We start from the raw sequence: 21,899 nt of genomic DNA on the forward strand, positions 1-21,899 counted from the left end.
TATTTTGATAACACGATGATCAAAACAAGTGCGGATCCTGTCATGGCTGCTGTCGGTCTCAACATCTCCACCGCCCACTACGGCGAGAGCCAGTCGTCCTTCCTGTCCGCTCGGCTGGTCGCCGAACGCCTTGGCGTGACGCTTGCCGAACTCGCGAAGCTGATCGGTGTCGCGCGCAACACGCTGACGGCGAAGTCCAGTGCCCGAAAGGTCGATGCGGCCTTGAGCAGCGTCGTCCGTATCCTTGCCATGGCCGGCGAAATGGCGGGCGACGATAGCCGCGCCGTCATCTGGTTCAAGCACCAGCCGATCCCCGGCTGGGCCGGCAAGACCGCCTATGACCTCGTCGGTGAAGGCAAGGCCGACAAGGTGCTCGCCTATCTCGAAGCCGTGCGTTCCGGTGTCTACGCCTGATGGCGGTTGGTGAGCCGGTGCGCCTCTGGCGCGCCTATGTGCCGCGCTGGGCGCATGCGCCGCTCTCGGGCGAAGGGGCAGGGCGGTACGGTGGGAGGTGGAATCCCGTTGGAACGCCGACGGTCTATGCCGCCCGCGAGCTCTCGACCGCCTGGGCCGAATACAATCAGGGTTTCGTCCAACACCCGGCGCTGATCGCCCAGCTTGAACTCCGCTTTGCCCGTCTTGCCGATCTGACGGCGCCGGAGATCCTTTCCGACCTTGGTCTCACCGAAGAAATCCACCGATGCGAATGGCGCGATGCGCTCGATCGTGGTCTGGTGCCGGAGACGCACCGCCTGCAACTGGCGTTGAGCGACCGAGGCTTCGATGGCCTGATCTATCCGTCCTTCATGTCGCCCGGCGGCACCTGCGTCGCGCTGTGGCACTGGAATACGGGCGAGGGTTCCGAACTGAAGGTTATCGATCCCGAAGGGCGCCTGCCGAAAACGCCGGCGTCCTGGCTCTGAATTTGAGCCGTTTGCGTGGCGATGAGGCTGCCTCAGATCACCTTGCCCGGATTGAGGATGCCGTTCGGGTCGAGCGCCCGTTTGATCCGGTGCATGAGTTCGAGTTCGGCCGGGCTGCGCGAATGGTCGAGGAAATCCCGCTTCAGCGTGCCGACGCCATGTTCGGCCGAGATCGAGCCTTTGTAGCGCCGCACGATTTCGTAGACGATGCCGTCGACGATATGCGGCGTGTCCGCGTCGCTGTCAGGCTCCGAAAAGGCGATATGCAGGTTGCTGTCGGCGACGTGGCCGAAGAAGGAGACATGGGCGGCCGGGAACCGTTGAGATAGAGCCGCACCACATTCCGTGGCGAAGCGGCCGATATCGCCGATCGGCAGGCTGACGTCGAGGTTGACGAGTGCCGGCAGCTGGCTGTCCATCGCGTGGCCTTCGCGCACGCTCCAGAACGAACGGCTTTCTTTCTCCGACTGGGCGATCAGCGCATCGGCAATGATCCCATCTTCAAGCGCCTCACCGAGAAAGGCCTCGAAACCGTCACGCTCGCTGGCATCACCGAGCAGATCCTGCTCGACGATCACCGCGAAGGGCGGGATTTCATCAAAGAGCTTCAGCTTCTCCGCCTCGGCGTTGAAGCGGAAGTAGTTTTCCCACATCGCCTCGAAGGCCGAGAGGCCGGGCAGGCGGCGTTGGCAGCGCGTGAGGAAGGCGACCACATCGTCGTAGCTTTCGAGAGCGCAGAGCGCCGTCAGCCGGCCGGCGGGCAAGGGCCGCAGGCGCAGGACCGCGCGGGTGATCACGCCGAGCGTTCCTTCGGAGCCGATGAAGAATTGCCGGAGGTCGTAGCCGGTGTTGTTCTTGATCATCTTGTTGAGCGACGAGATGATCGTGCCGTCGGCGAGCACCGCTTCGAGACCGAGCACGTTGTCGCGGGTCACGCCGTAGCGAAGCACCCGGATGCCGCCGGCATTGGTGGCGAGGTTGCCGCCGATCTGGCAGGAACCACGGGCGCCGAGATCGATTGGCAGCAGGAAACCGGCGTCTTCGGCGGCGCGTTGCGCCACTTCGAGCGGCGTTCCGGCCCGCACAGTCATGGTGCCTGCCTGTGGGTCGATCTCTTCGATGCCGGTGTAACGCTCGAGCGAGATCACCACCGCGTCGCTGCCGGCATTGGCGCCGCCGGCAAGCCCGGTCAGGCCGCCCTGGACGACAACCGCTTGGCCGTTCTCGTTGCAGAGCCGGAGGGCCGCGGCGATCTCGCCACTGCTTGTCGGGCGGATCACGGCTCTGGGCAGCTCCCGGCCGGTCAGGCTGGCGTCGCTCCGGTGGCGTTCGCCGATTTGCGTGCCGGTGAGCACGATGTCGCCGAGGGCTTGTTTCAGGTCGTCGACGATCGTCATGCGCTTCTCCCGGTTCCGCAGCCATTGTCGGCAGCGGGCGTCCCTGCTTAGCGCATCGCGAAGCAAACCGATATCCGCACGGCGACCCTCAGCCCGTCGTTGCCGGCACGATTGCACACGGCACGACGAGACAGGTGAAACTGCGCTACCGAGCGCGCCCGATCAACTGCCGGTGCGCGCCAGCTCGAAGGGCTCGGCCGTTTCCACTTCGGCCGGCGCCTCCAGCGTTGCGGCCGCATTCGGCTGCTCCTCCCTGAACAGTTTCCACTTTGTCGGTCGGAAGGCGATGCGGCTGTGGTCGCCGGCAGCGGCGCGTTCGGGTGAGAGTTCGATCTCGACATGCGGATGGTTGCGGCCAAGGTCGAGTTCGAGATGGCGGGTGCCGGCAACGCGGCGGCTGGCGGCGACAAGACCGGCAAGGCAACCGCCGCAGCCGTCGATCAGCTCGATGTCGTGCGGGCGGAAGTGCAGTTTCGCCGGGCCGTCGGGCTCGGACGGGGCGCGCAGCCCGATCGGCCGATCCTCGAACCAGATCTCGCCGTTCTGCAGCGTAACATTGAGGCAGTTCGACTGGCCGATGAAGCCGTAGACGAAGGGCGAGACCGGATGGTCGTAGATCTCGTCGGGGGTGCCGACCTGTTCGATCACGCCCTTGCTCATGACGACGACGCGGTCGGCGAGCTCCAGCGCCTCGTCCTGGTCATGGGTGACGAAGATCGTCGTGTGGCCGGTGCGGTCGTGAATGTCGCGCAGCCACTTGCGCAGTTCTTTCCGGACCTGTGCGTCGAGCGCGCCGAAGGGCTCGTCGAGCAGAAGCACGTTCGGTTCCACCGCCATGGCGCGGGCGAGCGCCACACGCTGGCGCTGGCCGCCCGAGAGCTGCGCCGGATAGCGCTTGTCGAGGCCGGAGAGCTGGACGAGGTCGAGCAGATCGAGCGCGCGCTTGCGGATCTCGGCCGAAGGCGGGCGGCGATTGGAGGGCCGCACCTTGAGGCCGAAGGCGACGTTGTCGAGCACGGTCATGTGGCGGAACAGGGCATAGTGCTGGAAGACAAAGCCGATGTTGCGCTCCTGCACGGTCTTTTGCGAGGCATCCTCGTCGCCGAAGAAGATCGTGCCTTCGGTCGGGCTTTCGAGCCCGGCAACGAGACGCAGAAGTGTCGTCTTGCCGGAGCCGGAGGGGCCGAGCAGCGCGATCAGCTCGCCGGAGCGGATGTCGAGCGAGACGTCGTCGAGCGCCGGGAAGCGGCCAAATTCCTTGCGGATGTTGTGAACGCGCACGTCCATGACAATACCTTTCGAATGCCGGCTTTCCCGGTCAGTGCCTGCGGCTGGCGGCGATCTCGGCGCTGTAGCGGATCTCCAGCGCCGTCTTCAAAATCAGGGTGATCAGCGCCAGCAGCGCCAGCAACGCCGCCACCGCGAAAGCGGCGACGAAGTTGTATTCATTATAGAGGATTTCGACCTGCAACGGCATGGTGTTGGTCTCGCCGCGGATATGGCCGGACACCACCGAGACGGCGCCGAACTCGCCCATGGCGCGGGCGTTGCACAAAAGCACGCCGTAAAGCAGCCCCCATTTGATGTTGGGCAGCGTCACATGCCAGAAGGTCTGCCAGCCCGATGCCCCGAGAGACAAGGCTGCCTCCTCGTCGCTACTGCCCTGTTCCTGCATCAACGGGATCAGCTCGCGGGCGACGAAGGGGAAGGTGACGAAGACGGTGGCGAGCACCAGGCCCGGCACGGCAAAGAGGATCTGGATGCCGTGGCTTTGCAACCAGGGACCAAGGACACTGTGCGAGCCGAACAGAAGCACGAAGACGAGGCCGGAGATCACCGGCGAGACCGAGAACGGCAGGTCGATCAGCGTCGTCAGGAAGGCCTTGCCCTTGAACTCGAACTTGGCGATCGCCCAGGCGGCGGCCACGCCGAAGACGAGGTTGAGCGGCACGGCGATGGCGGCGACGATCAGCGTCAGGCGGATGGCCGAAAAGGTTTCGGCATCGCCAAGGGCCAGCACGAATTCCGTCACGCCCTTGCGCAGCGCCTCGGTAAAGACGGCGGCGAGCGGCAAAAGCAAAAACAGTGCGACGAAGGCGAGCGCCGTGATCGTCAGCGTCAGTCGGGCAAAGCGGCTTTCGGAGGTGGCGGCGGCCAGTTCCGGCAGGGCGGCGCGAGGGCCGGAAGCCGGACTGAGACCGGGACTGGGTGCTGAGGCGGCGGTCAGGTCATGCGACATAGACATATCTCCGCCGGCTCCAGGCCTGGATCGAGTTGATGAGGAGCAGCATGGCAAACGAGATCGCCAGCATGACCGCGGCAATCGCTGTCGCAGCCGCATAGTTGAACTCTTCGAGCCGGATGACGATCAGCAGCGGCGCGATCTCCGAGACATAAGGAAGGTTGCCGGCGATGAAGATCACCGAGCCGTATTCGCCGACACCGCGGGCAAAGGCGAGCGCAAAGCCGGTGAGGCCGGCCGGCAGCAACCCTGGCAGCAATACCCGGCTGATCGTCTGGAAGCGGCTGGCGCCGAGGGTGGCTGCAGCTTCCTCCACCTCCTTGTCGATCTCCTCCATGATCGGCTGCACGGTCCTGACCACGAAGGGCAGGCCGACGAAGATCAGGGCAATGACGATGCCGGCCGGGGTGAAGGCGATCTTGAGGCCAAGTGGTTCCAGGAACTGGCCGATCCAGCCGTTCGGGGCATAGAGCGTCGTCAGCGCAATGCCGGCCACCGCGGTCGGCAGCGCAAAGGGCAGGTCGACCATGGCGTCGATCACCCGCTTGCCAGGGAACCGGTAGCGCACCAATACCCAGGCGAGGATGACGCCGAAGACGAGATTGATAACGGCGGCGATAAAGGCCGTGCCGAAGGAGATCTTCAAGGCATTGAGCGTGCGCGGATCAAGCGCCAGCGCCACGAACTGCGCCCAGCCGAGCCCGCTGGCGCGAAACACCAGTCCCGACAACGGGATCAACACGATCAGAACCAGCCAGCTCAGCGTGATCCCGAGCGACAATCCAAATCCAGGCAAAACACTCGGCTGGCGAAATTGCCAGGGTGCAGTCTTCGTCGCATCCGTCAATGGCACTACCTTTGCAGTCTTTACGCGGCACGATGAAACGCGCTTCGCTCGAGGGCTCGGCCCGGCGCGACGCGAAGCAGCGCGCGCAGGCAGGCTCGCCGGCTGCGCGCGCTGTTCAGGTTTTATTGGCCCGGCTTGTAGAGCGTGTCGAAGACACCGCCGTCGCCGAAGAATTTTGGCTGGGCTTCTTTCCAGCCGCCGAAGTCTTCGATGGTGACGAGCTTCAGTTCGCCGAACCGCTTGATATCGGCCGGGTCTGCCGCTGCCGGCTTGAACGGCCGGTAGTAGTGCTTGGCCGCGATCTTCTGGCCGGCATCGCTGTAGAGGTAGCCGAGATAGGCTTCCGCCACCTTGCGTGTACCCTTGGTGTCGACGTTGCCGTCGACGAGCGCTACGGGCGGCTCCGCCTTGATCGAGATCGACGGCGTGACGATCTCGAACTTGTCGGGGCCGAGTTCCTCGAGCGACAGGTAGGCTTCGTTTTCCCAGGCGAGCAGCACGTCGCCGAGGCCGCGCTGCACGAAGGTCGTCGTAGCGCCACGCGCGCCGGTATCGAGCACCGGCACGTGCTTGAAGAGCTCGGTCACATATTCCTGCGCCTTGGCGTCGTCACCGCCATTGGCGGAGCGGCCATAGGCCCAGGCAGCGAGGAAGTTCCAGCGCGCGCCGCCCGAGGTCTTCGGGTTTGGCGTGATCACCTGGATATCGGGCTTGACCAGATCGCCCCAGTCCTTGATGCCCTTGGGGTTGCCTTTGCGCACCAGGAACACGATCGTCGACGTGTAGGGCGCGCTGTTGTTTTCGAACTTCGTCTTCCAGTCTGCCGGGATCTTGCCGGTTTCCTTGGCGATCGCGTCGATGTCCGCTTCGAGCGCCAGCGTCACGACGTCGGCCTGCAGGCCGTCGATGACCGAGCGGGCCTGCTTGCCCGAACCGCCGTGCGACGTCTGGATCGTCACGGTCTCACCGGTGTCCGCCTTCCACTTCTCGGCAAAGGCAGCATTGAAGTCCTTGTAGAGTTCTCGTGTCGGATCATAAGACACGTTCAGGATCGTCGTGTCGGCAAACGCAACACTTGCAGCTCCCAGCTGCAGGCCTCCGAGCACGATTGCCAGTCCCACCATTCCGGTAATTCGTCCAAAGACCATTTCGACCTCCATTGGTTACCAGATAAAACTATCAATTTTGTCGACTGCTACAACGTAAACCGATGACGCCAGAAGCAGCTATGGGGAAATGTCCTATCGTTTTGTCGGGCTTTTCGGGAACGGTTTGCCTGCAACCGCCTCCGCGACCGCGCCAAACCAACGACAGAATACATGGAGAGCGCGAAGCGGCTGTCCAGAAAAAATGCGCGGCGGCGGAAATATTTGGCGCGCATCTGCGAGGAGGCGACGACGGCCGTGCTCGGCCGGCTGAACGCCGAAGGCTTCCTCGGTTACTGGTCGGCGGCTGCCGGGGACGAAGCGGCCTACTCTCGCGACCGCGGCTATGCGGACAGGCTGGTCGGGGCGGAAAAGGTGGTGTTTTCGAGGATGCTGACCGAAGCTCCCTGGGAGCGCACGCGGATCGCGAATGGATCGGTGATGGACGTCGTTTCAGACCTCAAGGCGTCCGGCGAAGGTGACATTCTCGTCAACAGCAGCGCCAGCCTCATCAAGTCGCTCCTTTCGGCCGACATGATCGACAGGCCCTATCTGCTGATCTGCCTGGAGATTGCAGGAGGTGGCGCGCGGCTCTTCGAGGACGGCCTGCCGGGCACGACGTGGCGCGTTGCGCACCAGGAGACGGGTGAGCGGGGCAAGATCGCGCTCGTTTATGACCGGGTCCGCTGAGCGCGGAGCGTCAAGAGTGGCGGCGCGGCAAACGCGCCGCTCAACTATGGCGACCGGCTAAAGCACGTGGCCGCGCGCCACTACCGGCCAGATATCCTTCAGCCTGTCGCCTTCGACGATATGGACGGCGTCGAACATGTTGGTCACGACGCAGGCGTGGTTCGGCACGATCCTCAGCTGCTCGCCGACCTTGAGCCCGATTGGCCCGTCGGTGACGAGGCGGCCGTGTTCCTCAGAGAGCTGGTCGATGCGGATGTCGTCGCGGCCGAGCACGTGGCCGTAGCCGGTGAGGCCGAGTAGATCCGAGGTCAGCACCTTGCTGCCGGCATCGATGATGGCGCGGTTCTCGGAGGGGACCGAGACGACGGTCGCAAGCACCGTCAGCGCGCACTCGTCCCAGCCGGCGACGCCGCGCGAAACCAGCGAGCGGTCGTTGTAGATATAGGTTCCGGGGCGGTATTCGCTGGCAACAGGCGCGCCGTCGGCATGCATCATGCTCGGCGTGCCGCCTGAGGTGATGGCGGGGACAGTGATGCCGTCGGCCTCGATCAACTGCTTCGCCTCGCTCATGAAGGCCTGGACCTTCGCCTGGCCGTTGACGGGCGGATAGGTCATCAGGCCGCCGAACACGAGCCCCTTTGCCTCTTCGATCCGACGGGCGAGCTTGGCGGCCTCTGCCGGGGAGCCGACACCGCAGCGATCGGCGCCGGTGTTGCATTCGACAAGCACGTGCAGCGGCTTGTCCTTGTCGGCGAAATAGCCGGCGAGCCCGTCGATGACCGTTTCGCTGTCGGCGACGACCGAGAGCGAAACGCGGTCATTGAGCCGCTCCAGCCGCGCCATCTTGGCGTCGCCGAGAATGTTGTAGGTGATCAGCACGTCCTTGATCCGGTCGCTGCCCGCAACCATCGCCTCCGCCTCGGTGACCTTCTGGCAGGTGATGCCGATGGCGCCGGCTTGAAGTTGAAGCTCGGCCATCTGCGGCAGCTTGTGCGTCTTGATGTGGGGGCGCACGCGAATGCCGTGCTCATCCGCATAGGCCTGAAAGCGCTCGATGTTGCGCTTGGCAATTTCAAGATCGACGAGAACGGCCGGGGTTTCGATCGGCAGGGGCATCGCGACTCAACTCCTCTTGGGCGGCGCAGGATCGGGGCGAAACTACCTCAACTGCCCTTGACAAGATATGACCGCGGGCCTTTGATACGTCAATCCATTATTCAAGATTATGATGCATAGTAATAGAATAATGGTGGGGAGGCTAAAAAAGGGAGGAATGAAATGAGCAAGACCGTTTTTGCAGCGGCTGCCGTCGCAGTCATGGCTATGGCCGGCTCGGCCTTGGCCCAGGAGCCGGCGAGCAAGCTGGACGAAGTTATCGCCCGCGGCCATCTGGTCATGGGCACCGGCAGCACCAATGCGCCGTGGCATTTCAAAAGCGCCGACGACAAGCTGCAGGGCTTCGATGTCGACATGGGGCGCATCATCGCCAAGGCCCTCTTCGGCGATCCGGAGAAGATCGAGTTCGTCAACCAGTCGTCCGACGCCCGCATTCCGAACATCACCACCAACAAGGTGGACATCACCTGCCAGTTCATGACGGTGACCGGTGAGCGCGCGCAGCAGATCGCCTTCACCATTCCCTACTATCGCGAGGGCGTGGGCCTGATGCTGAAGGCCGACGGCAAATATGCCGATTACGCTGCGCTCAAGGCCGGCGGCTCGTCCGTCACCGTATCCGTCCTGCAGAACGTCTATGCCGAGGCCATGGTGCATGCCGCCTTGCCGGAAGCGACGGTCGACCAGTACGAGTCCGTCGACCTTATCTATCAGGCGCTGGAATCCGGTCGTGCCGACACGGTCGCCACCGACCAGTCGTCGCTCGCCTGGTACATGACGCAGAACCCCAACCGCTACAAGGATGCCGGCTACGGCTGGAACCCGCAGACGTATGCCTGCGGCGTCAAGCGCGGCGACCAGGACTGGTTGAACTTCGTCAACACCGCACTGCACGAGGCGATGACCGGCGTCGAGTTCGATTTCTATGCGAAGTCGTTCAAGACCTGGTTCGGCAAGGACCTTGCTCCGCCGCAGATCGGATTCCCGGTCGAGTACAAGTAAGCCTCTCCGGGGCGATCCCGCCGCCTGCGGGGTCGTCCTGCGTCCTTCGGCATGGGTGGCTGAAACATGGGCTACACTCTGAATTTTGCCGCCGTCTGGCGCTCTTTCGATCTTCTGCTCGAAGGGCTGGCGCTCAGTCTCGGTCTCGCCTTCGCGGCAATCCTTGCGGGTTGCCTGATCGGTCTCGTCACCGCTTTCGGGCTGGTGTCGAAAAACCTGTTCCTGCGCAAGCCGGCCGGCCTCTATGTGACCGTCATCCGCAACACGCCGATCCTGGTGCTGGTGCTGTTCAGCTACTTCGCCTTGCCGCAGCTCGGCGTCAGGCTCGGCAAGATCGAGAGCTTCGTGCTGACGCTGGCGATCTATTCCGGCGCCTATCTCGCCGAAGTCTTCCGCGGTGGGCTGCTTTCAGTTCCGCCGGGGCAGCGCGAGGCGGGGCTGGCGATCGGGCTCACGGAAATGCAGATACGCACCTCGATCATCCTTCCCTTGATGCTGCGCAACGTCCTGCCATCCTTGAGCAGCACGATGATCTCGCTGTTCAAGGACACTTCGCTTGCAGCCGCGATCGCAGTACCCGAACTGACCTTCGAGGCGCGCAAGATCAATGTCGAGACCTTTCGGGTGATCGAAACCTGGATCGTTGCGAGCTGCCTCTATGTCGCCACCTGCTCGGTATTGGCCGCCTTGATGCGCGCGGTCGAGCGCCGTCTCTCCGTGCCGAGGTGATCGCCATGGATTTTCCAGCATTTCTCGACCAGCTCTGGCTCGCCCGCATTCCCTTGCTGAAGGGGCTTGGTGTCTCGATCTCGATCTCCTTCCTGTCGATCGTCGTCGGAACGGTGCTCGGCGTCTTCGTCGGCCTGGCGCTCACCTATGGCTATCGCCCGGTGCAATGGGTCGTGCGCGGCTATACGGATTTCATCCGTGGCACGCCGGTGCTGGTGCTCGTTCTGGCGAGCTACTATGTGCTTAGCACCGTCGGTATCGATCTCGGGCCCTTCCAGGCCGGCATCCTGGCGCTCTCGGTCTTCTGCAGTTCGCATGTCGGCGAACTCGTCCGCGGCGCCCTGCAGGCGATCCCGAAGGGGCAGACGGAGGCGGCGAAAGCCATCGGCCTGACATTCTCGCAGACCTTCGTCTACGTGCTCGGGCCGCAGGCGTTGCGGCAGGCGCTGCCGGCCTGGGTCAATACGGCGGCCGAGATGGTCAAGGCCTCGACGCTTCTGTCGATCATCGGCGTCGCCGAGCTTTTGCTTCGCACCCAGGAGCAGATCTCCCGCAGCTTCATGAGCCTGGAGTTCTATTTCTTCGCCGGCTTCCTCTATTTCGTCATCAACTACAGCATCGAGCGCTTCGGCCGTTACGTCGAACGCAAGACCGCTGTCCCATCCTGAGGCTTCGGCTCCGATGACCCAGACACTGCTTGAAATCCGTGACCTCCAAAAACGCTACGGCGCCGTCGAAGTGCTGAAGGGCGTCGACTGCACCATGGCGCAAGGGGAGGTCATCTCCATCATCGGCTCCAGCGGCTCGGGCAAGACGACGATGCTGCGCTGTATCAACATGCTGGAGGAGTTTCAGGGCGGCTCGATCCGCATCGACGGCCAGGAGATCGGCTACGAGACCGTGGGCGGCCAACGCCGCCGCAAGAAGGAAAAGGAAATCGCCCGCCAGCGGGCGATGACCGGCATGGCCTTCCAGCAGTTCAACCTCTTCCCGCATATGACCGCGGCCAGAAACATCATGCTCGGCCTGATGAAGGTCCGCGGTATGGGACGCGATGAGGCGCGGGCGGTTGCCGAGAAATGGCTGGACCGTGTCGGGCTGCTCTCACGCATGGATCATTATCCCGGCCAGCTCTCCGGCGGCCAGCAGCAGCGCGTGGCGATCGCCCGGGCGATCGCAATGAACCCGAAGCTGATGCTGTTCGATGAAGTGACCTCGGCGCTCGATCCCGAACTCGTCAACGAGGTGCTGCAGGTGATCAAGGGGCTTGCCGAAGACGGCATGAGCATGCTGCTCGTCACCCACGAAATGCGCTTTGCCTATGAGGTCTCGACGCGCGTGATCTTCATGAACCAGGGCCGCATCGGCGAAGAGGGCAACCCGAAGGAAATGTTCGTGAAGCCGCAGACCGAGCGCCTGGCGGAGTTCCTGAAAAGCTCGTCGTTCAATTGATGTGGGGGCTATGATCGGGCCGGCCGCCGCGGCAGCGACGGTCGGCTGTTGTTCGTCGCGAAAGGCTCAGCCTTTCGCCAGCGACCGGCCGCTTTGCGGATCAAAGAGATGCAGCGCATCCGCCTCGATGCTAAAGGCGCGCTCGTCACCGGCCAGAAGCGAGCTGCGCGGTGGCAGGCAGGCGGTGATGCGCTGCTCACCGATCCGTGCCGTGGTGACAAGTTCCGGGCCTGTCAGTTCGACCACTTCGACGCGCGCCTTGAATTGCGGCGCAGTCCCGTCGCTGGAGGCCAGCCGCAGCGCTTCCGGGCGGATGCCGATCTTGACGCGCTGACCATCGGAGACCACACCGCGAAAATGGGACGGCAGGGCGATTGCCTGATCACCGCCGGCGATCGTCACCTGACCCTGAGCAACAGTCGCATCCAAGATGTTCATCGGCGGCGAGCCGACGAAGCCGGCGACATAGAGCGTGGCGGGCCGGTCGTAGATCTGTTCCGGCGTGCCCAGTTGCTCGATCCTCCCGTCGCGCATGACGGCGATACGGGTCGCAAGCGTCATCGCCTCGATCTGGTCGTGTGTGACGTAGACGACGGTCGTCTTCAACATCTGGTGCAGGCGCTTGAGCTCGGTGCGCATTTCCATGCGCAGCTTGGCGTCGAGGTTGGACAGCGGCTCGTCGAAGAGGAAGACCTGCGGATTGCGCACCAGTGCGCGGCCGATCGCGACGCGCTGCCGCTGGCCGCCGGAGAGCTGGCTTGGCTTGCGCTCGAGCAGGTTTTCGATCTGCAGCAGTTTTGCCGTCTCCGCCACCGCCTTTTCGCGCTCGGCCGAGGGGACCTTGCGCATTTCAAGGCCGAAGCCGATGTTCCGCGCGACGCTCATGTTCGGATAGAGCGCATAGGACTGGAACACCATGGCGATGTCGCGGTCCTTCGGATGCGCGCCGAGAATTGAGCGCTCGCCGATGCGGATGTCGCCGCCGCTTGGCTCCGCCAGTCCGGCGATGATGTTGAGAAGTGTGGACTTGCCGCAGCCGGATGAGCCGAGAAGGACCAGGAACTCGCCACTTTCGAGCGCGATGTCGATGCCCTTCAGCGTCTCGACCTCGCCATAGCGCTTGTGAATGTTCTCAATCGCAAGTGCGCTCATGCGCGGGTCTCCTGAAGGTAGGACGAAAGCGGTTGGCCGTAGCTGCGCGGCAGGGTGGAGATCGCTTCGGAAGCGATGGCGACGCCGGTTCGAAGGCATGCTTCCACGGGCATTTCGGCGGCAAGTGCCGCGAGGAAACCGGCATTGAAGACGTCGCCGGCGCCGATCGTGTCGACCACGGCGACGACGGGTGCTGCCGCCGACGAAAGGCGGCCTGCCGCGTCAATGGCTATCGCGCCATGCGATCCGCGCTTGACGACGACGATCGCGCCTTCGGGCATATGTTTTCGGAGTTCGCGTGCCGCTTCGGCCGGGTCGGCGACACCCGTCAGCGTCGTCGTTTCGACCTCGTTGAACAGAGCCAGCCGGCAGCGCTTGAGCCAGCCGATGGCCGCCGCACAGTTCGCCTCCGTCCAGCCGTCAAGCGGCCAGCCGGTGTCGAGGGCCACCGCAATGTCGTGCGCATCGGCCCAGTCGAAGAACCGGTCGTAGTCTGCCGTCAGCGCGTCGGTCAGGAATGAACCGGTCAGGAGCGCGTAACCGCCGCGCAACTGCTCGCCGTCGAGCATGGCGCGGACTTCCTCGAAGCTTAAGAGTGGCAGGTGCCCGCGCGTGGTGAAGAACGTGCGCTCGCCGTCCGGATGGGTGATGCCGACCGAGAGGGTGGTTCCGACAGTCTCGACCGGCCACGCCTTCGACCGCTCGGGAAAGGCCTGCCTCAGCCAGGTGCCGAACTGGTCGTTGCCGACATTGGCGGCGATCGCATAGTCGACGCCGAGCGAATCCCAGGCAAGCGCGCTGTTGCCGGCGCAACCGCCGACGCGCAACTCGTCATGGTCGACGATGATTTCGGTTCCGGCCTTGGGCCAGGGGGCCGCCGGCCCAAGAATGAGGTCGACATTGGCGTTGCCGACGACGGCAAGAGGACGCATCGTTATTCGCTCCGGGTAATCTTGGTCGAGCGCACGGGAGTGCCGGCATTTTCGACGCGGGCCGCCGCAAAGGCGATCATGAAGGACTGGGCAACCGGCAACATGGCGAAGATTGCCGCCAGGCCGGAAGCCGGCGCAAAGGGAATGGTGTTGACGCCATCGATTGCCGCCTCACCGGAAGCGTCGAAGACGATGACCGGCGAACCGGCTTCGGCGGCGGAGATCGCCATGGCGCGAACGAGCTCGGCGGTTGCATCCGTTCCACGAAAGAGAACGACACCAATCGAAGGGCCGAGCATTTCCATAGGCCCATGCCGGAGCTGGCCGCCTTCGAGCGAGAAACAGGGCAGGCGCGAGAGTTCGGTCAAGCCGAGACCGATCGCCTCTGCGAGGCCCTGCAGGCGACGGCCTGAGGTGACGACGGAGCGGACGTTGCTCAGGGCGGCAAGCGCTGCGGACGTATCCGGCGATTGCGGGTTTTCCAACGCGGAAAGCGCTTCGCCGGTGTCATCGCCGAGGGCTGCGAGGACGGAGAGGTGCAGGGCGAAGCTGATTGTCAGGCTGCGGGTGGCAGCAAAGGCCTTTTCGGTGCCGCCGACGCCGACCAGCGAAGGCGCGTTGCTGGCGAGGAAGGAGCCACCTTCCAGCGTCAACCCGAACGTGTGCGGCGTTCCGCCATCGGTCTCGGCGAACCAGCGCAGCACTTCGGCGCTTTCGCCGGACTGCGAAGTGATGAGGATCGTCTTCTCCTCGATCGACAGCGGCTGGCCGAGCTGCTCTGAAAGCGGCAGGGCGACGGCGTCGATGCCATGAGCGCGGTAGAGCGGTTCGACAGCGCGGCCGACCGCATGCGAGCCGCCCATGCCGAGCAGCAAGAGTTTGCCGGTCGCTTTCAGCGAGCGGGCAATCTCTGCGGCGCGCGGCGCTGCGCCGCGGACGGAGGCGACCGCATCGGCGGCCTGGCGCGCCATTTCACGATCGATTGCGGCGAGCCCTGCGGGGCGTTCCGAAGTGGTCATGGCCGTCATCCCTTCACACCGCCGCTGGTAAGCCCGGAGATCAGGGCACGTTGCATGACGAGGCCGATCAGTACCGGGGGCAGGGCGGCCAGCACCCCGGCTGTGGCGATCAGCCCGTAATCGGAGACACGGCCGCCGGCGAGATCGGAAATGGCAACCGTAAGCGTCTTGGCGCGCAGGTCCGACGTGAAGAGCAGCGCGTAGAAGAATTCATCCCAGGCAAGCAGGAAGGCAAAGAGTGCCGATGTCGCCATGACGGGTGCTGCGAGCGGCAGGGTGATGAGCCTCAGGATCTGGTCGAGGCGGGCGCCGTCGATCATCGCGGCACTCTCGATCTCCTTGGGAATGGAATCAAAGCCGGATTTCAGCAGCCAGGTGGTGAAGGGCGCGAGGATGGTAAGGTAGACGAGGGCCAGGCCGAACACCGAATTCAGAAGCCCGAGATAGGCAAGCCCCATGTAGAGCGGCACTGCGAGCGCCGCCGGCGGCAGCATGTAGGTGGCGATCACCGCATAGAGCGACCAGGAGACATTTGACGTGCGCGACACCGCCCAGGCGGCCGGAATGGCGACCGCGATCGCTGCCAGCGTCGCCATGCCGGCGACCTTCAGGCTGTTGAACAGCGAAGCGGTAAAGGCCGCACCCGCGCTGTTCTCGATCGTCGAGAGAAGCAGCCGGTAGCGCGAGAGGTCGATTTCCTCCGGCCACCAGTTGAGCGGCTTCGCCGAGAGGTCGGCGGCCGACGAGATGCTCATGACGAAGAGCCAGAGGATGGGGGCGAGAATGATTGCCGCCAAGAGCAGTGCTGCCGCATAGACGAAAACGGTAAAGAGTGGGCTTTGGCGTTCCATCACGAGGCTCCCGCGGCTTTGCGCACCATGGCCGCGTAGGCAACGGCGAGCACGGTGACGAGCAGGGTGACGATCAGCGCCAGCGACGCGCCGGATCCCGCCCGCTGGAAGGAGAAGGCTTCCTGATAGACCAGGATCGACAGGGTGCGGGTGCTGTTGGCCGGACCACCGCGCGTCATCACCCAGATGAGGTCGAAGACCTTGAACGCCTCGATGGTGCGCAGCACCAGCGCAACCAGCAGCGGGCCTGCGAGATAGGGCATGATCACGTAGCGGAAACGGTTGAAGGGCCCCGCGCCATCGACGAGCGAGGCGGCGGTGATATCTCGCGGCACGGCCTGGAGGGCGGCAAGCGCGATCAGCGCGACCAGCGGAAAGTTCTTCCAGCAATCGGCGACGATCAATGCCGCCAGCGCCGAGCCGGGTTCGCCGAGCCAGGAGCGGTAGCTGTCGATCACTCCGAACTGCAACAGGGCGGCGTTCAGCGCGCCGTATTCCGGGTTGTAGATCAGCCGCCACAGCGTGGCATTGACCACGGTCGGCAGCGCCCAGGGCAGGATCATCAGGGCTCTGAGCGCCGTGCGGCCGCGGAACTGCTGGTTGAGCAGCAGCGCTGCGAGCACGCCGAGCACCATTTCGGCGGTAACCGAGACGACCGCGAACCAGGTCGTCGTGATGAATGCACGCAGGAAGTTCGAGCCGCCAAGCATCTTCGCATAGTTGTCGAAGCCGACGAACGCGCCTTCCGTGCCGACGAGCTTGGCGTCGGTGAAGGAAAGCCTGACCGTGTCGATCAACGGCCAGCCGATGACGGCGATCATCACCGCCAGCAGCGGCAGCATGAGCAGCCATGCGCGCGTTGTTATCCAGGTGCCGGACATAGGATGGAAACCTTCTCGGGCCTAGGGAGCCCCGTCATGCTATCGCATATTGCCCCGGACCGTAATCGACCCAAGCGAATGATGCGCCAAATCAAAGTGTTAAAGCGTGGCAGCGCTGCCGCCGATTCCCGCGGTCCCCGGGCGGTCTCCCGCCCGGGGCTTGGGAGGGCGGCTCAAAGGCCGCTGTTTACGGCCGCCGTCTTCAGGGCGTCTTCGGCCGAGGCCTGGCCGAGAAGCGCTTCCTGGATCGCCTGTTGAAGGGCGGTCGAAAGTTCCTGGTACTTGGGGGTCGTCGGACGCGGATACATGGCAGCGAGGCCAAGCTTGGCGGCGCCGATCAGCTCTTCCTGGCCCTTGGTGACGCTGGCGTCCTCATAGGAGGAGGCCCAGATCGGCAGGCTGAGCTTGGCGTAGGCGTTCTGCGTCTGCTGCGAGGTCATGTAGACGATGTACTTCCAGGCCTCGTCCGGGCTCTTGCTGGTCGAGGTGACGCCGAGGCCCATCGAGCCGTTGACGGCCGAGACTTCGCTCTTGCCGGCCACGCCCGGGGCCGGCACGACGCCGACCTTGCCCGCGACCTTGCTTTCCTTCGGATCGTTGGCGAGGTTGTACATATAGGTCCAGTTGAGCGCGAAGGCGGCTTCGCCGTTCTGGAACACCTTACGCACGTCCTCCTCCAGGAATTCCTTGGAGTTCGGATTGGTGAGGCCCGAGGTGTAGCTTGTCACCATGTAGTTGAGCGCATCGAGACCGCCGCCGGTGGTAAAGGCCGGCTTGCCGCCGTCGATGAACTTGCCGCCATAGGCGCTGACGAGCGTGGTGTAGTCGCAGATCGCGGCTTCGGCCTGCGACCAGCTCCATGCGATCGGGGTTGTGAGCAGGCCCTTGTCCTTGATGACCTTGGCCTGTTCGGCAAGCTCGTCCCAAGTCTTCGGCGGTGCCTTGATGCCGGCCTTCTCCAGGATTTCCTTGTTGTAGAACAGGTACTTGGTGTCGAGGATCCAGGGCATGCCGTAGCGCTTGCCGTCGTATTCGACCGTGGTCCAGGCGCCGGGCAGCACGCCGGACTTCATCTCGTCGGTGATGCGGTCGCTGACATCGACGAGCACCTTGTTGGCGGCATATTCGGCCGGCCAGATCACGTCGAAGAGCACGACGTCGTAACCGCTGCCGGAGCCCTGTGCCAGCACGGTCTTGTCGTGCAGGCCTTCATAGGGAACGAATTCGAGATTGACCTTCACATCCGGGTTGGCCTTGGTGAAGGCCTCGGTCATCGCGCGCACATCCGCCTCGCTATAGGCGGCCTGTGCCATGAACAGTGCGTTGAGTGTCGTTTCCGCATGCGCGTGGCCAGCGAAGGAGACGCCGGCAAGGGTCGCGCAAAGCAGCGTCGTTCTTATGGATTTCAACATTTCCATCTCCCAATGACAAAAGCGTTTCAGATTTCCCGGCATGCCTTATGTGGCGCGCCGCATGCGAGAAGTCCGCCCTTCACGAAGCGGCTTTCGACATATCAATTGGAGCGCTCGCGGTGGTCCTGCCGCCGCTGTCGTTCCCCCGAAGCTCTTTTCGGCCTCTAATAAGTCAATTGTCTTGACTTATTTTTTGTTCAATATTCTAAGAGTGTCAAGAGGGGTTTTTGGATGAACGATATGCGCCTGATCCGGGCGAAGAGCGGCACCAATCAGGAGGGGACGAGCGCGCATAACCGCCGCGTCATGATAGACGCGTTGCGGCTGAACGGGCAATTGTCCCGCGCTGACCTCGCCCGCGCAACGGCACTGACGAAGCAGACCGTTTCCAACATCATCGAGGATCTGGAGCGCGACGGGCTGGTCGAGTCACTGCAAGCAGTGCGTAATGGCCGCGGGCAGCCTTCGACGCCCTACCGGCTGGTGCCGGAGGGTGCGTTCGCGATTGGGCTGCAGATCGACCGGCACGTGACGCGTACGATCGCGGTCGATCTCGTCGGCCGGGTGCTCGCCCGCGGCGAGGCCAACCTACCGGCCGGCGGACCGGCGACCGGGGTCAGGACCATCCTTGAGCTGATCGAAAAGACCCGCCGTGACCTGACGGCGCTTGCGCCGCATTCGGAAGATCGCCTCGTTGGGCTTGGCGCGGCCATGCCCGGTCCCTTCGGCGTGGAGGCCGATGCCGACGACCCCTGGATGATGGCCGCCTGGCAGAACTTTCCGCTGCTCGAAACCCTTGCTGCCGGCACCGGGCTCGATGTCGGCCTGCAGAATGACGCCGCTGCAGCCGCCACTGCCGAGCGTATGGTCGGGGCGGCGCATGGCGTCGATCATGCGATCTGCATTTACTTCGGCTATGGCCTCGGCGCGGGCCTGATCCTCAACGGCGAACTCTATCGCGGCGCGAACGGCAATGCCGGCGAGATCGGCATGATCCTCAGCCTGCCGCGCGGGGCCAGCTCCGACGAGCGCATGCCGCTCGAACACCGCGCCTCGATCGCTTCGCTGTGCAAGCTTCTCGACCTCGACCCGGCCGATCCGGACCTCTATGCACGCATCGATGCTGTGGCAGAGAGCCCCGACCAAAGGCTGCTGCGGTGGATCGACGCCGCTGCCTTTGAAATGCGCGCGGCCGTCCAGACGCTGGAAACGATCTTCGACCCGCAGACGGTGATCCTCTGCGGTGGCCTGCCGCCGGGCCTTGCGCGCCTGTTGACCGACGCGATGATGCCGCTGCTTCCGTCGATCGCCGACCGGCGAGACCGTACACTTCCTCGGCTGCAGGTCGGCTTCACCGATCCTTGGGCGGTGGCGATCGGCGCTGCCGCCGAGCCGATCAGCCGGACCTTCGATCCGCGCTTTTCCGCGATCCTCAAGACCCGGGCTGGCGCCGCCATCTGACCGCCGGCTTTCGACGATCAGGTCCGGGGTTCGTCCAGACGGGCGAGTTCCGCAAACTCGGTGCCGAGAAAATCGAGCAGGGCGCGGACGGAGGGAAGCAGGCCGCGCCGCGACGGGAAGGCAGCATGAATGATGCCGGCCTTCGGCGCCCAATCGGGCAGAACGTCCACAAGCGTGCCGTCTTTCAGGTCCTGCCGCACGACCATGGTCGGCAGCTGGCAGATGCCGACGCCGTTGAGCGCGGCGAGCCGCAGGGCCACCATGTCTTCGGTTACGAGGCGTGGCCGATGTCGGACGATCGCGGTCGCGCCGTTGGGACCGTCGAGCCGCCAGTCGTGGCTTTGGCGGTCGGGGTTCCAGGCAAGGCTCGGCAGGCCGCCGAGATCCGCCGGTGCCGGCGGGTTGCTCAAACCGGCAAGCAGCCTGGGGCTGGCGACCAGCCTTTGTTTGCTCTCGGCGAACCGCTTTACGACGAGATCGCTTTCCTCGAGCGGCGGGAAGCGCACGCGGATGGCGACATCGATGCCTTCACGCAGAACGTCGACGCGGCGATTGGTGCTTTCGAGCACGACCTGCACCTTCGGCCGCGACGGTGGCGGCATTACGCCGTCGCCTCCGAACTGCAGCGCACCTGGCATCGCGACGACGCCCAGCAGTGGGCCGAGATCTACACCAAGGTCTTCCCGGAATATCAGCTGCTGATCGAAAGCTACCTCAAGGCCCAGCAGGTCGAGAAGGATCAGGAACAGCTGGACTCGCAGCGCGGCTAAGGCCCGCGTCGGGCAAGCGAATGAAGCACCCACGGCAGATATTCTGCCGTGGGTGTTTTGTCTTGGCAGTCAGCGGCGGTCGATTTCCAGAATGGTCTGGAACAGGACCTCGGCGCCGCGGGCACACTCCTCGGGCGCGGTGTATTCCGCCTCGTTGTGCGAGAGCCCGTCCTTGGATGGCACGAAGATCATGGCGGTCGGGGTGATCGTCGCCATATGGGCGGCATCATGCCCGGCACCGGAGACCATGTCGGTCGCCGAATAGCCGAGCGCTTCCGTGCTGGCGCGCACGGCGTTCACGATCGCCGGATCGAAAACGACCGGTGCCTTCGACCAGATGTGATTCAAGGCGACGTCTGGCCCAGCCTTGCGGACAGCGTCTTCAAGGGCCGCTTGCATCTGATTGAGCCCGGTCTCGGACGGATGGCGCATGTCGATCTGGAGTCGAACGGAACCGGGCACGACATTGCGCGAATTCGGACCCACCTCGACGAAGCCGACGGTGCCGACACCCGGCGGGTTTTGACGGGCGATGTCGCGGACGGCAAGGACGACCTCGGCCGCCGCTACAAGTGCATCGTCGCGCTGCGCCATCGGCGTGCTGCCCGCATGCGCCTCAGTGCCGGTGATGACGACATCGAACCAGCGCAGCCCTTGGATGCCGGTGACGACACCGACCTCCGTCGCCGACGCTTCGAGCAGCGGTCCCTGCTCGATATGGAGCTCGACATAGGCGGCAAAGGAAGCCGGATCGACCTTGGCCTCGCCGCGATAGCCGATCGCATCGAGCGCCGAGCCGACCGTGACACCTTCGCGGTCGCTGCGCGCCCGGGCGTCATCGATCGACAGCGCGCCGGCAAAGACGCCGGAGCCCAACATTGCCGGCGAGAAGCGCGAGCCTTCCTCGTTCGTCCAGTTGACGACCACGAGCGGATGGCGGAGCCGGGTGGCGCTTTCCCTGAGGGTGCGCAGGATTTCGACCCCGGCAAGCACGCCGAGAATGCCGTCGAAGCGGCCGCCTTGCGGCTGGGTATCGAGATGGCTGCCGACGGCGATGGCCGGCAGCGACATGTCCTCGCCGGCATAGGTCGCAAAGATGTTGCCAATTGCGTCGACCTCGACCGTGCAGCCGAGCGTGCGGCATTCGGAAACGAACCAGTCGCGGACCTGCCGGTCCTCCTCGGTCAAAGTCAGGCGCGTGACGCCGCCCTTGTCCGCAGCGCCGAAACGCGCGGTCGAGATGATGTCGGCCCACAGCCGGTCACCGTTCGTCGCCGGCGTGTTGATGCGGGTCGTTTCGCTGCGCATGGCTTCGGTGCTCATTTCTGCTGCTCCGGCGCGTCCTTGTTGAGCCGGTAGCGGAAATCGCAATGGGAGGCGCCCTGCATTACCGTCTGGGTGCGCTCCAGCGTAATGCGCGGGTCGTAGCCGGTGCAGAAGACGCCGTCGCGGTTGCAGGACAGCAGGTGTCCGATGTGGCCAAGCCCCATCTCGCGATAGGTCTCGGCGTAGCGACAGCGCTTGACGTTGTAGTGGAATTCCTCGTCCGTCGCCTTCGTCACCTCGATGACGAGCGCGTCGTCCTGGGTCCAGAGATCCTGAAGTTCCTGGAAGGTGCGCAGGTTGGTTCCGCCGGGTGTCTTTGCGGCAAAGGTCCGGCCCGCCTCGATCGCGGCCTTGGTGATTGCCTTATCGAGGATCGCCTGGGCGCGCTCCTCGCCGATCTCCTCGCGCATCGCCTCATAGATCGGCGCGATGATGCCGGCCTCGATGCGGCGGCGCGCGAGAATTCCGATCTCGCCATCCATCGCGACGCGCGAATCGGTGTTTTGGTTGTCCGTCTTGTCCATGCAATGCCTCCCTGTCTGCCTCGGGGCA

General features: G+C 64.2%; 23 protein-coding genes. 8 read left to right on the forward strand and 15 right to left on the reverse strand.

The genetic code is table 11. The annotated features are described in order from the left end of the window. Positions 1-42 precede the first annotated feature (42 nt). A complete protein-coding gene (locus tag AC3WVQ_RS21915) occupies positions 43-414 on the forward strand; it encodes an antitoxin Xre/MbcA/ParS toxin-binding domain-containing protein (protein WP_112772357.1) in 372 nt (123 codons plus the stop codon). Next, complete coding sequence (locus AC3WVQ_RS21920; RefSeq protein ID WP_181529578.1) at positions 414-923, forward strand: RES family NAD+ phosphorylase; 510 nt, start codon at positions 414-416, stop codon at positions 921-923. The genes AC3WVQ_RS21915 and AC3WVQ_RS21920 overlap by 1 nt, the downstream gene beginning before the upstream one ends. A 32-nt stretch (positions 924-955) precedes the next feature. On the opposite strand, the gene AC3WVQ_RS21925 is transcribed toward AC3WVQ_RS21920, so the two are convergent. The 5 genes from AC3WVQ_RS21925 to AC3WVQ_RS21945 all read right to left on the reverse strand — a co-directional run bounded on the left by AC3WVQ_RS21925 (position 956) and on the right by AC3WVQ_RS21945 (position 6,533). After that, positions 956-2,320 carry an FAD-binding oxidoreductase gene (locus tag AC3WVQ_RS21925; protein WP_268087824.1) on the reverse strand — a complete coding sequence of 455 codons (1,365 nt, stop codon included), beginning with the start codon at positions 2,318-2,320 and terminating at the stop codon, positions 956-958. Between the two features lie 162 nt (positions 2,321-2,482). Next, positions 2,483-3,607: a sulfate/molybdate ABC transporter ATP-binding protein gene (locus AC3WVQ_RS21930; protein ID WP_457578597.1), complete on the reverse strand. Its 1,125-nt coding sequence runs from the start codon at positions 3,605-3,607 to the stop codon at positions 2,483-2,485. 31 nt (positions 3,608-3,638) lie between these two features. Further along, on the reverse strand, positions 3,639-4,559 hold the full coding sequence (gene cysW, locus AC3WVQ_RS21935; protein WP_112773461.1) for a sulfate ABC transporter permease subunit CysW: 921 nt from the start codon (positions 4,557-4,559) through the stop codon (positions 3,639-3,641). Then, positions 4,549-5,409 carry a sulfate ABC transporter permease subunit CysT gene (gene cysT, locus AC3WVQ_RS21940; protein ID WP_210339605.1) on the reverse strand — a complete coding sequence of 287 codons (861 nt, stop codon included), beginning with the start codon at positions 5,407-5,409 and terminating at the stop codon, positions 4,549-4,551. The genes cysW and cysT overlap by 11 nt, the downstream gene beginning before the upstream one ends. A gap of 122 nt (positions 5,410-5,531) precedes the next feature. Then, positions 5,532-6,533, reverse strand: a complete 1,002-nt coding sequence (locus tag AC3WVQ_RS21945) for a sulfate ABC transporter substrate-binding protein (protein ID WP_370689622.1) — start codon at positions 6,531-6,533, stop codon at positions 5,532-5,534. Positions 6,534-6,728: 195 nt separating this feature from the next. On the opposite strand from AC3WVQ_RS21945, the gene AC3WVQ_RS21950 reads away from it, so the two are divergent. Beyond that, positions 6,729-7,244 carry a dihydrofolate reductase family protein gene (locus AC3WVQ_RS21950; RefSeq protein WP_457578598.1) on the forward strand — a complete coding sequence of 172 codons (516 nt, stop codon included), beginning with the start codon at positions 6,729-6,731 and terminating at the stop codon, positions 7,242-7,244. Positions 7,245-7,301: 57 nt separating this feature from the next. Here the strand turns inward: AC3WVQ_RS21950 and AC3WVQ_RS21955 are convergent, their stop codons facing one another. Further along, positions 7,302-8,360: a D-TA family PLP-dependent enzyme gene (locus tag AC3WVQ_RS21955; RefSeq protein WP_034799096.1), complete on the reverse strand. Its 1,059-nt coding sequence runs from the start codon at positions 8,358-8,360 to the stop codon at positions 7,302-7,304. Positions 8,361-8,522: 162 nt separating this feature from the next. On the opposite strand from AC3WVQ_RS21955, the gene AC3WVQ_RS21960 reads away from it, so the two are divergent. The 4 genes from AC3WVQ_RS21960 (at position 8,523) to AC3WVQ_RS21975 (ending at position 11,543) form a co-directional block, all read left to right on the forward strand. Beyond that, positions 8,523-9,362, forward strand: coding sequence for a transporter substrate-binding protein (locus AC3WVQ_RS21960; protein ID WP_060521812.1), 840 nt, complete (start codon positions 8,523-8,525; stop codon positions 9,360-9,362). 66 nt (positions 9,363-9,428) lie between these two features. After that, positions 9,429-10,091, forward strand: a complete 663-nt coding sequence (locus AC3WVQ_RS21965; protein WP_060521811.1) for an amino acid ABC transporter permease — start codon at positions 9,429-9,431, stop codon at positions 10,089-10,091. Between the two features lie 5 nt (positions 10,092-10,096). Then, complete coding sequence (locus AC3WVQ_RS21970; protein ID WP_034799100.1) at positions 10,097-10,759, forward strand: amino acid ABC transporter permease; 663 nt, start codon at positions 10,097-10,099, stop codon at positions 10,757-10,759. A gap of 13 nt (positions 10,760-10,772) precedes the next feature. Next, entirely contained in the window at positions 10,773-11,543 is a 771-nt protein-coding gene (locus tag AC3WVQ_RS21975; RefSeq protein ID WP_492382968.1) for an amino acid ABC transporter ATP-binding protein, read from the forward strand. 66 nt (positions 11,544-11,609) lie between these two features. Here AC3WVQ_RS21975 and AC3WVQ_RS21980 read toward each other — a convergent pair whose 3' ends face one another. From AC3WVQ_RS21980 to AC3WVQ_RS22005, 6 genes are all read right to left on the reverse strand, one after another. Continuing rightward, a complete protein-coding gene (locus AC3WVQ_RS21980; RefSeq protein WP_492382969.1) occupies positions 11,610-12,695 on the reverse strand; it encodes an ABC transporter ATP-binding protein in 1,086 nt (361 codons plus the stop codon). Further along, on the reverse strand, positions 12,692-13,627 hold the full coding sequence (locus AC3WVQ_RS21985; RefSeq protein ID WP_112974712.1) for a carbohydrate kinase family protein: 936 nt from the start codon (positions 13,625-13,627) through the stop codon (positions 12,692-12,694). Before AC3WVQ_RS21985 ends, AC3WVQ_RS21980 begins: the two co-directional genes overlap by 4 nt. A gap of 2 nt (positions 13,628-13,629) precedes the next feature. Continuing rightward, entirely contained in the window at positions 13,630-14,646 is a 1,017-nt protein-coding gene (locus tag AC3WVQ_RS21990; protein WP_492382970.1) for an SIS domain-containing protein, read from the reverse strand. A 5-nt stretch (positions 14,647-14,651) separates the two neighbouring features. Beyond that, on the reverse strand, positions 14,652-15,497 hold the full coding sequence (locus AC3WVQ_RS21995) for a carbohydrate ABC transporter permease (RefSeq protein ID WP_492382971.1): 846 nt from the start codon (positions 15,495-15,497) through the stop codon (positions 14,652-14,654). After that, entirely contained in the window at positions 15,497-16,378 is an 882-nt protein-coding gene (locus AC3WVQ_RS22000) for a carbohydrate ABC transporter permease (RefSeq protein WP_492382972.1), read from the reverse strand. Before AC3WVQ_RS22000 ends, AC3WVQ_RS21995 begins: the two co-directional genes overlap by 1 nt. 173 nt (positions 16,379-16,551) lie before the next feature. After that, positions 16,552-17,790 carry an extracellular solute-binding protein gene (locus AC3WVQ_RS22005; RefSeq protein WP_112974772.1) on the reverse strand — a complete coding sequence of 413 codons (1,239 nt, stop codon included), beginning with the start codon at positions 17,788-17,790 and terminating at the stop codon, positions 16,552-16,554. A 231-nt stretch (positions 17,791-18,021) separates the two neighbouring features. Here AC3WVQ_RS22005 and AC3WVQ_RS22010 point away from each other — a divergent pair, with 231 nt between their 5' ends. Next, positions 18,022-19,251: an ROK family protein gene (locus tag AC3WVQ_RS22010; RefSeq protein ID WP_492382973.1), complete on the forward strand. Its 1,230-nt coding sequence runs from the start codon at positions 18,022-18,024 to the stop codon at positions 19,249-19,251. A 17-nt stretch (positions 19,252-19,268) separates the two neighbouring features. Here the strand turns inward: AC3WVQ_RS22010 and AC3WVQ_RS22015 are convergent, their stop codons facing one another. The 3 genes from AC3WVQ_RS22015 to AC3WVQ_RS22025 are packed head-to-tail and all read right to left on the reverse strand — an operon-like array spanning position 19,269 to position 21,871. Next, complete coding sequence (locus tag AC3WVQ_RS22015; RefSeq protein ID WP_348646630.1) at positions 19,269-20,054, reverse strand: LysR substrate-binding domain-containing protein; 786 nt, start codon at positions 20,052-20,054, stop codon at positions 19,269-19,271. 36 nt (positions 20,055-20,090) lie between these two features. Further along, a complete protein-coding gene (locus tag AC3WVQ_RS22020) occupies positions 20,091-21,344 on the reverse strand; it encodes a Zn-dependent hydrolase (RefSeq protein ID WP_492382974.1) in 1,254 nt (417 codons plus the stop codon). Beyond that, positions 21,341-21,871, reverse strand: a complete 531-nt coding sequence (locus AC3WVQ_RS22025) for an L-2-amino-thiazoline-4-carboxylic acid hydrolase (RefSeq protein WP_060586073.1) — start codon at positions 21,869-21,871, stop codon at positions 21,341-21,343. Before AC3WVQ_RS22025 ends, AC3WVQ_RS22020 begins: the two co-directional genes overlap by 4 nt. Positions 21,872-21,899 lie beyond the last annotated feature (28 nt).

This window comes from Ensifer sp. EB106-05-01-XG146 (assembly GCF_058791875.1).